Origin of the sequence: Streptococcus halotolerans, assembly GCF_001598035.1 — a bacterium.
GTDB classification, from domain to species: Bacteria; Bacillota; Bacilli; order Lactobacillales; family Streptococcaceae; genus Streptococcus; species Streptococcus halotolerans.
In genome coordinates, this window is the sequence record NZ_CP014835.1 from 645,605 (window position 1) to 659,864 (window position 14,260).

Below are 14,260 nucleotides of genomic sequence, written 5' to 3' on the forward strand. Positions count from 1 at the left end.
AAGTGAGGAAATAATGTTTAAGATATTAGTCGTTGAAGATGATAAAACCATTAATCAAGTCGTTTGCGAGTTTTTAAAAGCGAATAATTATAGCCCTGATCCTGTTTTTGACGGGGCAGATGCCTTAGAAAAATGGCGAAGCCAGTCTTATGATTTAATTATCCTGGACATTATGCTGCCATCTATTGGTGGCATCGAAATCCTCGAAGAAATTCGAAAGACTTCTGATATCCCCATCATTATGCTAACAGCTCTTGACGATGAGTACACTCAGTTAGTCAGCTTTAACCATTTAATTAGTGACTATGTCACCAAACCCTTCTCACCTTTAATATTAATCAAACGGATTGAAAATGCTTTGAGAGGTGTTACGGGAGGTGAAAAACTAACGATCACTGATTTGGTCATCGATCTTTCTGAGCGGACAGTTTCTTGGAAAAATGTTGCCATAACTCTGACGAAAAAAGAATTCGATATTTTAGAATACCTGGTCCAACACCACCAGAAGTTAGTCACCAGAGACCAAATAATGGATGCCATTTGGGGATACTGTGAGTTGGATAGCCGTGTTTTAGATAATCATATCAAAAATATTCGAAAAAAAATGCCTGGTCTTCCGCTACAAACCATCACTGGAATGGGCTATCTACTGGGTGACCGTGCATGAAATTAATCAAAAAAAACTTTTTGGTCATCAATCTACTCATTTTTGCAGTTGTCACAATCATTCTAGGTCTTCTGTATTTTATCATGCCCATTTATTATGAGCACGTTCAGACACAAGAGATCAAGCATGAATTTAAACAAGTAAGCAAACAAGTAGACGGGAAGTCATTGACACAAGTCAGCAGACTTCTTTCCAAAAGCAATAAATCAAACGTTTGGTATACATTAGTCAATCAAAAAAACCATATGATTTTTCCAAGCTTACAGATTAGTAATGCTAACGGAGATGAGCCTAGTGACATTATCATTTCAAGTGTCGACTCGCAGTCTAAAAATGAAGTGATGAAGCATACATTTGCTTTAGACTCTGGCGAAAAAGTAACGCTATTAGGAGAGCTTTCGCTACAACCAGTCTCTGATGCCAGCAAGATTCTGCTAACCCTGTACCCTTACCTACTTCTCATGTCCTTAACGATTGCTAGTATTGTTGCTTTTCTTTATAGTAAAACCTCCAGTAGCCGCTTGATTAATATTTCAAACACGACTCGAAAGATGGCAAATCTGGAAACCAATCTGTCCTGCGAGATTAAAGGAAAAGATGAGATTGCTGACCTAGCTAGTGATATTAATAGGCTTTACGATAAATTATTTACAACCATTAAATCCTTAAATAAGGAGTATGATAAGCTAGCTGATCTAGAACGAAGTAAATCAGAATTTCTACGAATGACTTCTCATGAGTTAAAAACACCTATTTCTAGTGTTATCGGCATGATTGACGGTATGCTCTACAATGTTGGTGATTTTGCTAATCGAGATAAGTATCTCAGAAAATCTCGTAAAGTCCTAGAGGGACAAGCGCAAGTTATTCAAAGCATTCTATCCCTATCTAAACTGGAAACAGCTGTGGAACAAAATCAAGAAATGTTCTCACTGAAAGCTGCTTTAGAAGAAGAGATGGAAGTGTATCACATCTTATCAGAACTTGATCGCTACCAGGTAACCATCGTCTTAGAAGAACAGTGGGTGAAAGCCAATAAATTATATTTACTAAAAGCTATTAAAAATATCATCGACAATGCCTTTAGGTATACAAAACCCGAAGGTCAGATTGTTATCACACTTAAGGCTAATCAGTTAGTGATAAAAAATGAAGCCGAGCAATTATTGAGCCAAGAACAATTAGAACAACTGTTCCAGCCTTTTTATCGCCCAGATTACAGTCGCTCCCGTAAAGATGGTGGCACAGGCTTAGGTTTGTTTATCGCTCATCAAATATTTGAACGCTACCACTTTGACTATCATATTGATATTCAACACGAACGCTGGGTAATCTTTACAGTCACTTTTCCAGACTTAGAAAAAGAGAGGCAGTCTTGATAAAGTCTTCTGTTAAGAGTTCCAAACAAGGAGACAATAATCTCGTTTAGATAAGCAAAGCCTAGTCATCAACTAGATAGCAACGACTATAACTGCTAGTCGCTATCTGACCCATCGACATCCGTTTTAAGAGATTCTAGAAACTTTAGGAGCAAGACATTGGAGTTTCTCATTGATGGTTTTCTTTAGTCATCAATGAGATTTAGAGAGAGAGGAAATACATAATGAAAAAACTAGTAGCCTGCATTGCCCTTGGTTTTCTCTTAATACTAGGAAACCACTCTACCGTCTTGGCTGATAAAGTCATTGACGGCGAGAAGACACGCACAGAGATTCACAAATGCCAAGAATATCCTTATCAAAGTGTTGTTAGAGTGCAATACTTAAAAGATAAAAAAGAATATGGGACAGGTTTCTTTGTCGGAAGCCATCACTTAGTCACCAACAAACATGTTGTCAATGTGTCAAAAAAACCCTTAAAAGAAATTGTAGTTCGCATTACAGGGAAAGATGGAAAGCATTATGACTATCCCGTTAAGAAAATAATCCCTGCTAAAAAAGATAGCGATGATATGACTATCTTAGAAATTGGAGATAATCCAAAAGATAAGGGAACATTAGCTGCTATTACTCCCTTAAAAATGGCTAGTCCTAACACCATCAAATCCCTAAAAAAAGGAGACAAACTCAGTGCCATTGGCTACCCGGGGGACAAACCCTACGGAACCCTTTGGGAAAGTAAAGGAAAACTGACCGAAATCGAACCAGATGGGAGTTTCTTAACTTTTGCTGCTCTAATCTATAGCGGCAATTCAGGATCACCACTTATCAATGAGAAAAATGAGTTAGTCGGACTCGTTAATGCTTCAACTGACGATAAAAAGAATCCTAAAACATTTGGATTTTTATTACGACCAGAATTACGAGACTTTTTAAAAACCACAATCAAAAAATAGACTAGCTAATACATCAAAAAACAGCAGGAACATGAGATACTCTCGAATGTCTGGCAATGATTTATTATTACTAGCAAATGACAGTTAAGGCAACCAAGCAGTAATCACTGCTGATATAACCATCTTAGAGGCTGAGATATTTATCTAGCCTCTTGTTGATAACCTTGACTTGTCTAGACAAAAAACTTCCTCTGCTAACTATCCAAGACATTAGCTTTTAAACTTTATTTTAACCATTCAATTACTCAATGTCCATCAACGCTATTAGATCACAAAGGAGAGTCTATGAATGCTCTGACACGCGCAAAACTTTATTTAAAACGACATTATATCAAAACAGTCATATTAACGGGCTTGCTTTTGATTGTAAGCCTTTCTTTGACACTGCTCATCTCGCTTAACGCAGCGTTTAGTAAAGATATCCAAACGCTCTCACAAGCGCAATCGAAACGTTTTATGGTCACTAAGATAGACAACAGTCCTGAACATGCCACAAACCCAGCTACTCGCCACACATTCCAAAAGGTCGCATCTCGCTATCACCTAAAAGCTAATCACTTAATCGCTGAAGTCGTAACAGTCACCGATAAACACCACTCAAAGTCAAGGCCTTATAGCTTGATTAATCAGGAATTCTTGACAAAAGCTAAATTATTAAAATCGAAAACATTTTTGGCTACAGGAAGTTATTTAAAGGATACTGATGTCAATAAAGCTCTGGTTAGTCAGCGCTTTGCACAAAAATATCAATTAAAACAAGGAGAACATTTCACGATAAAAGGAGCAAATGGCTCCCAACACACCCTAACTGTAGCTGGAATATTTAAAGTATCCCAATCCCCTGTCACTAATCGGGAAAGTGATTCCCTAGATAACAATATCATCACAACACAAGCAACTCTGACAAAAGTCAACCCAAACTATACTTATCAAACCAGTTACTATGAAGCCTCAACGAAGACAGAGGCTATGCAAGCACAGACTGATCTACAAACTCGAAAAAATGTTGCTAAAGAATATCAATTAAAAAAAGATGCCAGTCTTCAAGCGCAGTTGAAAGGATTGAAAAGCCAACAAAGACTGTTTCAACTAATCTTCTGGGGAACTCTTGTTCTTAGCACCTTAATTCTTGCTTTCTTTCTCAATCTATGGATGAAGAGTAGACAACTTGAAATCGGTATTTTACAATCACTTGGAAAAAGTCGAGGCGACATCTTGCTACAATATATTCTAGAAATCTTCATTGTAGCTACGATCTCAATAGTGGTTGCCTTACTAATCAACGGTCTCCTACTGCCCTCCATAAGTGATAGCTTACGCCATGATCTGTTAAGCGCTAGCTATGAAAATACCGATAATGCTGAACTCATGCCTATCGCTTTTCTAGCGAATCATCTCAATCTGGAGCAGCTGGTTCAGCATACCACTAGCTTAACAGTGACCGATATTAGCTATAGTATTGTTACCAACTTATCCTTAGCTGTTGGAGCTGTCTTCCTAGCTTGTTCTTCACTGCTAAGATATTCACCAAAGAAACTCTTTGCCATGATGTCTTAAACATCACATCACCCATTAAAACGAAGGAGTAATCATGTCATTTTTTACCAGAGCTATTTATTATTTGTATCGAAAAAGAGCAAAAACACTGATCAACTTTTTACTTTTTAGCGTTATTGCCAGTTTTCTAATCGCCATCTTTAGCTTGTCATCATCGATGTCAGGAGCAGTCGTCAAAAAGCATAACCTCACTCAGACCATAACCCTATCAGCTAGTAATATTTTTGTCGGAGATGGTTATGGTTCCGGAGAACTTTCTGAAAAAGCTATTCAAAAAATAGCCAGTTATCCTGAAGTCAAAAGTTTTGTGCCGTCTGTATCATCCTTTGCTAGTTTAGAAGATGCTAAACTAGTCCCTATCGGAACCACCGAAGGCGATTATCGAAGAAAGGATATTGCGACTGCCTTAACCGTCGAAGGTATTTCAAATAGCCATAAAGATAATCGTTTTACAACAAGTATGTTGAAACTCAAAAGCGGACGCCATCTAAAACCTAATGATCACTATAAGGTCTTAGTTCATGAAGACTTTGCCAAACACAATAATCTTAAAGTTGGTGATCATCTAACTTTGGGACGTGATCCCGTTCGCTATATCGGCAAAGATAAAACACCTTTAAAAGCTGAAATTGTCGGTATTTTTAGTGGGAAAACCTTCAATAAACCCAATTATAATGATGAGCTAGTTTCTAACACCTTACTATCTGACACCAGTCTAGCCAGTGACTTATTCGGCTTCCCTAAAGGAAAAACACTTTATAGTGAAGCAACTTATAGCTTAAAAAAATCAGTCAATGCTAAAGAATTTATCGCTAAGGTGAAACAGGATGTTGACGACGTCAATTGGCAAAACTACCAACTGACTGAGCAAAACCCTGCTTTAAAATCTTACAATCGTAGTATCAGCCTCCTTCAAAAAACGGTAAAACGTTTAGTGATTGTAACCATTATTGCCAGTGCTATATTGGTTATCCTACTACTAACCTTTAATGTACATAATCGTTTACGTGAATGCGGTGTCTTATTAGCTCTTGGAAAATCTAAGGTCGATATTGTTAGCCAATATATCGTTGAAAACCTTCTGCTTGCCATTCCATCATTTATCGTTGCTAGTCTTGTTGGAAAAACATTAGGACAATTATTAGCTAACCAGACCGTGGACTCTGTTGCTCATACCGTCAGAGAAGAAGTTATGAAGCAATTAGGCGGTTATACCTTGGGTGCTGACAGTCAGACTGACCTTATCATGCAAACTGTCAAGCACTTCCAAGTCCATCTAAGCTCTAATGAGCTAATCAGTATGATGGCTATCAGCAGTGGCTTGATTGTTATCGGTATTATCGTAGCAAGCTTACCAGTTATCCTACTAAAACCAAAAGATATTTTAACTAAGATTTCATAAGGAGACAGACATGCTAACCATTAACCATTTATCCTATACTTATGACGGTATCAACCAGCAACAGGTATTCAAAGATTTAAATTACGATTTTGAAAAAGGCACCTTTTATTCTATTGTTGGCCATTCAGGCACAGGTAAGACGACCCTACTCTCACTCTTAGCAGGACTAGATAAACCAACTTCAGGTCAAGTCTTGATAGAAGGAAAAGATTTAAAGGACATCGGCTACGCTAACTACCGTCGTCATCATGTCTCCTTAGTCTTTCAAAATTATAATCTCCTAGATTATCTAACCCCTTTGGAAAATATCAGACTCGTTAATAAAAAAGCAAAGGCTGAAGTTTTACTTGATTTAGGTCTGTCGAAAGAACAAATTAATCGAAATATCTTACAGCTCTCTGGGGGTCAACAACAACGTGTCGCCATTGCCCGATCTCTTGTTTCAGGAGCTAAGGTCATGCTGTTAGATGAACCTACTGGTAACTTGGATGAAGAAATTGCCATTGACATCGTTCAAAACCTCAAAGACATCGCTCATCATGAAGACAAATGTGTCATCATGGTTACACATAGCAAGGCACTAGCCAAAATGGCTGACGTTCAACTAACCTTGAGAAATGGTCATTTAGAACAGCTTCGCTAAATAGGATATTATATTTAGCAACATTCAGAAATAGCCTTATCCTAGTGTTGGGACAAAAGACTCACTCCTTGCCAACTAAAATCGTTTGTACACAGAGACTGGGTGCCCGCTAGTTTTGAATTTGAGTGAGTATTAAACTAATTTAGACAAACAGTGCTGACATCTGTCATCAAGTCCCCAAGGAGTAAACCATTACTTTCTTGGTTATAGAGAACCATCATGACAGAGCTGTTGAGCATATTCTAATATGAATAAAGGTTAAGCGCTATCGACTTAAAAAGACAGCTTTTGGCTATGGCGCATAATTTTCAAGTTGGAAATCTATGGTTATCTATTAACAAATAACAAAAAAATCCATCAAAGTAGTAGAAAGATCGTAACTACTTTGATGGATTTTCTAATTATCACTGTCTGAAAACACATTTCTTATAAGCATCTGTGTCAATCTACTTGACTAAGTAAAACTCCAACTTCTATCCAATTCTGGATAAGTATCAGTCATCTTCCGATTCCAATCGATTAGTTTTGGAAATTCTTCTTGTAAAGAAATATCAAGGTAGTTCTGTCGCAATATCCACCAATCAATAACTGCTACAGCTGTTATTGTCCCAATATTTAAAGAGAAAGGTTGAGAAAAGATAATCTCTTCTAATTGTTGAAAACTTGCTCTACAACGGTCAGTATATTGTTTATGGCGTTCATTCCACCAGTATTCTGAAGGACGATTTAGACGTTCAACTAACATAGGCATAGCATTTTCCAAAATACCATCTGCAAGACTATGCAACGCTAGAATCTCATAACGATGAAAATCTGTCGGAATGAATTTATCTTTGTCACTCAAACTATCTAAATAATCAACTATCGTGTAGGATCCATAAAGCCAAATCCCCTCCTTGGTCCTCAGAGCAGGAACACGCCCCAATGGATTATCTTGGTTATGTGGTGCTTGTGCATCAAAAGCTACTGTCGTTAAGGCGAATTCTATTTGTTCTTCTAAATGATGATGATAGATAGTAACCAGCACTTTTCGAGAAAATGGACTAGTTTTCGAATACCATAATTTCATTTTGGACTCCTTCACTTGAAAAATTTTTTAATAATCAGATATTACTTTAAAAATAATCTTTTTGGCATTAACATTATATTATTTGTTCTTTGATAAAAATATTTGTAGTCCTTTTGTCATAAGGATTAGACCGACAAATCCAATAGCTGAAATACGCATAATGCTATCTGGTTGACCATCTGTAAGAAGAGTCCCTAAGCCATTCATTACTACTGGAGATAGGAAAACGCCCATGTTTATACTCAACAAAGCTACTGTTGTTGCTAAATTGACGGAATCTCTATCTGCAACTTCACTAATCCAGTTATACCCAAAAGGAACTGCTAAACCAAAACCAATGCCATTGATAATTCCTGCGACATAAATCAAAGCTAAGCTATTAGTAAACGACATGGTACCAAAGCCGAAAGCTAAGCATAATAAACTAAGTGGATACAAATTTTGTCCAATTTTATTTTTCAAAAAACCATATCCAAGTGAAACTGGGATTCCAATCAAGGTAAATATACCATAAATGGTTGAAGCATCACCTGCAGTTCCTATTCCTTTACTAACAACAAGTTGTGGCATCTTATAGCTCATTGGCACTAGGATGACAAAGAAACAGAATAATATTACAGCAATTAGTAAAACAGGTAAGCTTAGTTTTTGCTTCGTTGCTACTTTTTCTTTTTGAAACTCTTGTTTTACCACTTGTTTTGTATCAGATGGAACAAATAAGCCAAATAGAACAATAGCGGGTATCGCAAGGAAGTAGATTGAAAAGGCCGCTTGCCAACCAAATGTCAATAAATAGCCAAGTGCAAGTGAGCACACACCGCTACCAACACTTCCCATAGCATTCTGAAAACCAAGCATGGTTGACAACTCATTGCCTTCAAAGTAATCAGCAATCATACTTACTGCTAAAGAGGCAAATAAACCTATTCCAATTCCCAACAATACCCTAGATATCAGAATCGGAAAATAGCTTGTAGCAAACATTGGAAAGACACCACTAACCAGAGCCAATATCAGACCAATCATAACAGTGGTTTTCTTATTCGTCATTCGAATGAGCAAGGGACTTACTAAAAGACCAAATAGCATACCAAAATTGGGAATCGTCCCCAAGGTTTCAATAGCTGCTGAACTTTCATTTGGAAATGATTCATACATAGCTGGAAAAGCTGCAGAAACTGCTTGGGCTAAAGCAGATAATAAAGAGATTGAAAGAAGTGATATTTTAAATAATGAAGAGTTCTTTTTCATTGTTTTTTCTCCTAGTAATTATTGAAAGATTGTTCGATAAATGTTTCGTCTAAGAATCGGTTCAGCTGCATGTAAATCCTGCATCATAAATACAACAGAAATATTGTCAATTGGATCAATCACTACAAAGTTTCCGCCAGCACCATCCCAACCAAATTCTCCAACATTTCCATCAACACCAAGTACTTTAGCTTCATCTGGATGAGTCAGAATTCTTAATAAGTTATGATAGGAATAACCTGGAATTCCGTTGCCGACCGCCTTTTCGTGTACCGCTGAATAGAATGCACCTTCAGTTGGCAATTGAGTCATTTCTTTAATGGTATCTTCCTGAAGTAGTTGACCTTCAGCGTATCTACCAAAATTCAGCAGACATTGGGCTAATTGACTAAAATCTTGAGTTGTCGAATACAAACCGCCTCCACCAGATAAGAATTGAGGCTCTACGGTATTAACATCATACACAAAGGGCAATGTTAAATAGTCAGTCACATCTGTCTCGAGCGCTTTTCTGTCAAATGTATCAACATATTGGAACTCAGGATGACGTCTAGTAATCGCGCTTATTCGGTCTAATTTTTTCTCAGGAACGAAAAATCCTGTGTCATACATACCTAACGGTTGAAAAATGTGTTCTTCAAAAAACTGACTTAATGTTTGACCAGTGACAACTTCAATGACTCCACCTAGAATATCTGCTGAGATACCATAGCTCCACTCTGTCCCTGCTTCGAATTCCCCAGGAACAGCTGCTACCAAATTCATGAGTTCTTTGGTTGAATACCTTGTTCCATTCCTCATTTTTAACACTATTTCTTGTTCAAATTCTTTCATTCTAATAGCACTTTGTGAATCTTCCCCAGGATAAGGCATACCAGACGTCATATTCAATAAATCTTTGATTGTAATCTTTCTACCAAGAGCTAACTCTCCATTCTTATTGTAAAAAACATGGTTTTCAAATGCAGGTAAATAGTCTGCTAGACAATCTGTTATCCGCAATCTTCCTTCCTCAATGAGCTTGTAAATAGCTACAGCTGTCACTACCTTGGTCATAGAATAGATCCGATAGATACTATCTCGTTTATCTTGACCGAAACCTGCATTTAGAACCGTTTCCCCATCTTTTACAATATGAATGGCTGCGCCTGTGATAACCTGATTATCAACCGCATCTTGAATATGTCGTTGAATAATTTCCCATTTTGTCATCTATAAGACTCCTTCTGTAAACGTTTTTATATTCTATATTGTAAGCGTTTAATGTTTTGAATACAGGGCGTTTTCACAGGAAAATTGGGCGCGCAGTCCGATATAGGTATTAGAAATAATAAAAAATCACCTTTTCTCTAAGAAAAGATGATTGAACTTTACATTAATGATGGTAGACTAGTTTCTCTTCCTTTAACTATGATTAGGTTAGCCCAGTGAGTAATTCACCGCCAACATAGTTTTCTAAACATGCGAAAAAGAGATTGGATAAAAGTCTCATAAAAGTCATTCACGCAATTGCCCAACCATTGACAAAAATGCTAATGAAAAAGAGACAAAATTCGCAATAACATGTCCAAATCCCAAGAAAGCAAAAACGTAGATGTTAAAAATAATGACAGGAACTTTTCCGCCATCATCTTTCATCTGAAGACAGACAATCATAGCTCGCTGTATTGTTAAAACTTCTAGCTCTGCATCATATAAAATATCATTATAAGGTAATCGCTAAACATAAATGCATAAAAGAATTTACCACATATTTGCCTGCACTATTTCGAGATAGGTCTTCTTTTATTCAATAGGATGATGTACTAACTTTTCAATGAGCGTACTTGTCAATGCCATAAAATGTCCTAGAGTTTTTCTATGCTCCAGAGCACAGCCCTCTAATGTTTCTGCCATAGATACTGTCGTCATTATTTGAGATACTCAATCCGATACTTTGCTAAATGCTCGAAATTCTTTCGCTGTCAAACCAAAATGCTGGACAAGTTGTCTGTTCATTGTTCTCAATCCAGAGAAACCATGTCGTTGAGCAATTTCTGTCTGCGTTAGAGAAAGATTGAGTAAATCTTTTCTAGCTTTTTGACAACGGATAAATGAAACATATTCCCCCAAGGTCATCCCTAAATTTTCTTTTAGCATTTGAGCAGTATATCCTCTGGAGAGATGCAACAGCCGAGCAATATCTTCAAGCGAGATGTCACTATTATAATAACTATCTACATAATCTATAACAGCGTGAATTCGTTCAACCATCTCATTACTTAACGCAATTTTTGACAAGGGAATCTTTGTTGTGAAGAAATTTTTTAAGAGAATATGTAAAATTTCTAAGATAATGATATGAACGTCTAATCGATAGAGTTCGCCGTTGTCCTTATGAAGAGAATACAGTTTTTCCATACGTGGAAAGAGTTCTATTTGATAAACATCCCATTGCTCTTTCGTAAAACTTTCTTGAGCATTCAGGATAAAACTTCCTTTTTCAATATCAGGATATAAGCTTTTAACAAAATGAAAGGGATATTGTATAGATACAGCGCGTCTTTTTCCAATTGAAGTTAGACTTTGATTGAAATGAGGAGACATACTATTCGCCATCCAAATTCGTCCCGTTTTCGCTTCAAACGTCTCTCCAGCAACTCCTATCTTACTCAAAGGCCACTCGAGCATGGCATTTACTTCTATTGATCTATGCCAGTGAGGGGGAGTATTCGCTGGCATCTGTTCGTTATGAATAATGATCTTAACTGGTAGAAAATCATCTGCCATGATTGCTTCGTGCTTCATCTTTCCTCCTTCGTTTCGAAATTTCCATATTCAAAATTATATATCCTGATATAATAGACAGTATCGCCATAATTTATGCAAACAAGCTATTTTCATGACTAATCCTACCACAATTCACCTCGAAGAGTTATCTCTTAAATCATCCTATTGAGTCTTACATTACGAACTAACCTATCCCAGCCATAAATAACACATCAAGTTATGGGCTTTTGAGGTTTGAAAACTAAAATATCGTGAGATGAACCATAAACAGTGTAACTGTGATTTAGTATTAGCATGGTATGTTCACTAAATTTTTGTAACAACAGCCCAGAAAAACAGTGCTAATTGGTAATACTATTCTTAACGTCATTTTGTCTTCCTCTTGTTTCATCACTCTATGTGCATCGCTTTAAATACAAAAAGAACCTGAGACAGACGCTCATGATGGAAGTGCCTTTACTATCAAAAATATAGCAAACATCCTGTATCTCCTATCGGTTTTCCTACAAATCAGATAAACCGACCGAAGCCATTAAGTGGGACGGTCATCATCAGCAAGTCTCTTTTCTAAAAGAGATGTTAAGTATTCTAGGATTAACACCTGAAAGAACCAAACTTTCACTTTAGCCAATCTGGTTTACAATAGCTGGTCATCGTTATCTTTTTTTCCAAGCGACGTGGTTTTAGACTTCCTAAAAAAATAATCATGTGGGGCATAAGAACTTTCCTTTTCGCATTTCTAATAACAAAATGTCAGAAAAGGTCAGTTTGGATTACAGATACCTTGCTATCGGACGCTCACCGTATAAGCAGTGAAGATTAGGGTTAACAATTCGACACAAAACATAAAAAGCAAACCAGTGACATTCTGTCTAACAGAAATTGTCACTGGTTCGCTTTTTTATCATCTTAGCAACTTCATGAATCTAGATGGTGACGAATCTCTAATCTCTTAAATAAAAATCTTGTTATTCCTGACTCGTACGCTTAGCTGTAACATACCTGCTCGTAAGATTTTGCTTCGTGCATTTATGAGATGGTCAGCCTCAAAAATCTACTATAAGTTATTTTTCGGTTTTTGATGAATGTAGTTCTCTCAATATTAAGTGGTTCATTTGGTCGAAGTAGAAATTATCTCGATCATAGACAACATCACAGTACAAAGCTAAATCAATAATCTTTGCTAAAAAAGCTTGTGATGAGAAGCCAGTCGTTCGATGTAATTCTTCTTCATCAAAAGATTGAATCAAATGCGCTAACGGATTGCGAACTGACTTTTCAAATTCACGCAAATCTGAAACAGTTTTTTTAATCGTTTCATCTAAATCAGTATGTTGAATCAATTCTGATAAACTGCTGGAAGTTACTTTACCATCTCTTTTTTGAGAAACATAAGATATTATTGCCTTATTATCAGAAGCGTGCATTTTGTGAAAATTCCAAGTATCATATTGAGATGACTTAGCATTATGAATATAGTCATCTAATTCAGGCACTTGATCTTCAAGGACTTCTAAAAATAAGCGGTATAAGATAGGACTAACAGCTCTGACAAAATCAATAATCTTGCCATTTCGTAACTTAGCTTCTAAGTCGAAGATATAATTGGCCAACAACTCCTTCTCATAAGGATTGGATACCAAATCATGATTAAAATAAGCTTCGCACTGCTTTCTGTCATATTCTTTTTTGAAAAGATAGGCAACATTCAATTCCCTACGTTCCTTTAAACTTTCTAAAAGAAAATAGGTATGAGCATTTATCTTATCGTCAAGGATTTCTGATAAATGGTGGTAAGCGTACAAGTCTAAAAGAACAGCTATTTTATCAGTATCTATCGTCATATTATTCTGCAATCAATGTTTCCAGTCCTACCTTCATCATATCAGTGAAGGTATTTTGACGCTCCTCTGCTGTTGTGTCTTCTTCAGCATTTACCAAACTATCAGAAATGGTCATGATGGCTAAAGTATCAACACCATGTTGTGCCCCAAGATAATAAAGAGCTGCCGCTTCCATTTCAATCGCCTTAACACCAAGCTTACCTAAGGTTATATTGCGTTCCGGCATGTTTGAATAAAAGACATCAGAAGACAGAACATTCCCAACATGTGTTGTTAAACCAAGGTCTTTAGCAATATGATAGGCTTTATCAAGCAATTGGAAATTAGCAATTTGTGGAAAATCAAACTCTGGAAAATCATTGCGAATGATACTAGAGTTTGTAGCCGCAGCTTGAGCTAAAACCAATTCACGTACATGAACGCTTGGATCAATGGAACCAGCGGTCCCAACACGAATAAGTTTTTTGACACCGTAATCAACAATCAACTCGCGCGCGTAGATCGAGATAGATGGCATCCCCATCCCGGTTCCCATAACAGAAACACGTTGTCCCTTATAGGTACCAGTATAACCGAACATATTACGTACTTCATTGAAGCAAACAGCATCTTCTAAGAAATTCTCTGCGATGAATTTCGCTCGAAGAGGATCTCCAGGAAGAAGAATTTTATCAGCAATATCGCCTTTTTTAGCGGAAATATGAATAGACATAACAATAATAT

13 protein-coding genes are annotated in these 14,260 nt (G+C 36.8%); 6 read left to right on the plus strand and 7 right to left on the minus strand.

All coding sequences use genetic code 11. The annotated features are described in order from the left end of the window. The first annotated feature begins 13 nt into the window (after window positions 1–13). From A2G56_RS02940 to A2G56_RS02965, 6 genes are all read left to right on the plus strand, one after another. Window positions 14–667: a response regulator transcription factor gene (locus A2G56_RS02940; RefSeq protein WP_062708791.1), complete on the plus strand. Its 654-nt coding sequence runs from the start codon at window positions 14–16 to the stop codon at window positions 665–667. After that, on the plus strand, window positions 664–2,046 hold the full coding sequence (locus tag A2G56_RS02945; RefSeq protein ID WP_062708793.1) for a HAMP domain-containing sensor histidine kinase: 1,383 nt from the start codon (window positions 664–666) through the stop codon (window positions 2,044–2,046). Before A2G56_RS02940 ends, A2G56_RS02945 begins: the two co-directional genes overlap by 4 nt. 224 nt (window positions 2,047–2,270) lie before the next feature. Then, a complete protein-coding gene (locus tag A2G56_RS02950) occupies window positions 2,271–3,002 on the plus strand; it encodes a S1 family peptidase (RefSeq protein ID WP_062708795.1) in 732 nt (243 codons plus the stop codon). Between the two features lie 285 nt (window positions 3,003–3,287). Further along, a complete protein-coding gene (locus A2G56_RS02955; protein ID WP_062708798.1) occupies window positions 3,288–4,559 on the plus strand; it encodes an ABC transporter permease in 1,272 nt (423 codons plus the stop codon). 34 nt (window positions 4,560–4,593) lie between these two features. Further along, complete coding sequence (locus A2G56_RS02960; protein ID WP_062708801.1) at window positions 4,594–5,961, plus strand: ABC transporter permease; 1,368 nt, start codon at window positions 4,594–4,596, stop codon at window positions 5,959–5,961. 10 nt (window positions 5,962–5,971) lie between these two features. Further along, the gene (locus tag A2G56_RS02965; protein WP_062708804.1) at window positions 5,972–6,604 is read left to right on the plus strand and encodes an ABC transporter ATP-binding protein; all 633 of its coding nucleotides are present in this window, start codon (window positions 5,972–5,974) and stop codon (window positions 6,602–6,604) included. A 454-nt stretch (window positions 6,605–7,058) separates the two neighbouring features. Here A2G56_RS02965 and A2G56_RS02970 read toward each other — a convergent pair whose 3' ends face one another. The 7 genes from A2G56_RS02970 to deoD all read right to left on the minus strand — a co-directional run bounded on the left by A2G56_RS02970 (window position 7,059) and on the right by deoD (window position 14,249). Beyond that, window positions 7,059–7,673, minus strand: a complete 615-nt coding sequence (locus A2G56_RS02970; protein ID WP_062708807.1) for a glutathione S-transferase family protein — start codon at window positions 7,671–7,673, stop codon at window positions 7,059–7,061. A 78-nt stretch (window positions 7,674–7,751) separates the two neighbouring features. Continuing rightward, the gene (locus A2G56_RS02975) at window positions 7,752–8,924 is read right to left on the minus strand and encodes an MFS transporter (protein WP_062708810.1); all 1,173 of its coding nucleotides are present in this window, start codon (window positions 8,922–8,924) and stop codon (window positions 7,752–7,754) included. 18 nt (window positions 8,925–8,942) lie between these two features. Further along, window positions 8,943–10,136 (minus strand): serine hydrolase domain-containing protein, encoded by a 1,194-nt coding sequence (locus A2G56_RS02980; RefSeq protein WP_062708813.1) that lies wholly within the window; start codon window positions 10,134–10,136, stop codon window positions 8,943–8,945. A gap of 285 nt (window positions 10,137–10,421) precedes the next feature. After that, window positions 10,422–10,580: a hypothetical protein gene (locus A2G56_RS10570; RefSeq protein WP_157761190.1), complete on the minus strand. Its 159-nt coding sequence runs from the start codon at window positions 10,578–10,580 to the stop codon at window positions 10,422–10,424. A 267-nt stretch (window positions 10,581–10,847) separates the two neighbouring features. After that, a complete protein-coding gene (locus A2G56_RS02985; RefSeq protein ID WP_062708816.1) occupies window positions 10,848–11,711 on the minus strand; it encodes an AraC family transcriptional regulator in 864 nt (287 codons plus the stop codon). A gap of 1,046 nt (window positions 11,712–12,757) precedes the next feature. After that, on the minus strand, window positions 12,758–13,537 hold the full coding sequence (locus A2G56_RS02990; RefSeq protein WP_062708819.1) for a LytR family transcriptional regulator: 780 nt from the start codon (window positions 13,535–13,537) through the stop codon (window positions 12,758–12,760). A 1-nt stretch (window position 13,538) separates the two neighbouring features. Beyond that, window positions 13,539–14,249 carry a purine-nucleoside phosphorylase gene (gene deoD, locus A2G56_RS02995; protein ID WP_062712409.1) on the minus strand — a complete coding sequence of 237 codons (711 nt, stop codon included), beginning with the start codon at window positions 14,247–14,249 and terminating at the stop codon, window positions 13,539–13,541. Window positions 14,250–14,260: the final 11 nt, after the last annotated feature.

Excerpts from the sequence above, each read along its gene's own strand:
- A2G56_RS02940 (WP_062708791.1), top strand. The coding sequence starts at position 14 with ATGTTTAAGATATTAGTCGTTGAAGATGATAAAACCATTAATCAAGTC.
- A2G56_RS02945 (WP_062708793.1), top strand. The coding sequence starts at position 664 with ATGAAATTAATCAAAAAAAACTTTTTGGTCATCAATCTACTCATTTTT.
- A2G56_RS02950 (WP_062708795.1), top strand. The coding sequence starts at position 2,271 with ATGAAAAAACTAGTAGCCTGCATTGCCCTTGGTTTTCTCTTAATACTA.
- A2G56_RS02955 (WP_062708798.1), top strand. The coding sequence starts at position 3,288 with ATGAATGCTCTGACACGCGCAAAACTTTATTTAAAACGACATTATATC.
- A2G56_RS02960 (WP_062708801.1), top strand. The coding sequence starts at position 4,594 with ATGTCATTTTTTACCAGAGCTATTTATTATTTGTATCGAAAAAGAGCA.
- A2G56_RS02965 (WP_062708804.1), top strand. The coding sequence starts at position 5,972 with ATGCTAACCATTAACCATTTATCCTATACTTATGACGGTATCAACCAG.
- A2G56_RS02970 (WP_062708807.1), bottom strand. The coding sequence starts at position 7,673 with ATGAAATTATGGTATTCGAAAACTAGTCCATTTTCTCGAAAAGTGCTG.
- A2G56_RS02975 (WP_062708810.1), bottom strand. The coding sequence starts at position 8,924 with ATGAAAAAGAACTCTTCATTATTTAAAATATCACTTCTTTCAATCTCT.
- A2G56_RS02980 (WP_062708813.1), bottom strand. The coding sequence starts at position 10,136 with ATGACAAAATGGGAAATTATTCAACGACATATTCAAGATGCGGTTGAT.
- A2G56_RS10570 (WP_157761190.1), bottom strand. The coding sequence starts at position 10,580 with ATGATTGTCTGTCTTCAGATGAAAGATGATGGCGGAAAAGTTCCTGTC.
- A2G56_RS02985 (WP_062708816.1), bottom strand. The coding sequence starts at position 11,711 with ATGAAGCACGAAGCAATCATGGCAGATGATTTTCTACCAGTTAAGATC.
- A2G56_RS02990 (WP_062708819.1), bottom strand. The coding sequence starts at position 13,537 with ATGACGATAGATACTGATAAAATAGCTGTTCTTTTAGACTTGTACGCT.
- deoD (WP_062712409.1), bottom strand. The coding sequence starts at position 14,249 with ATGTCTATTCATATTTCCGCTAAAAAAGGCGATATTGCTGATAAAATT.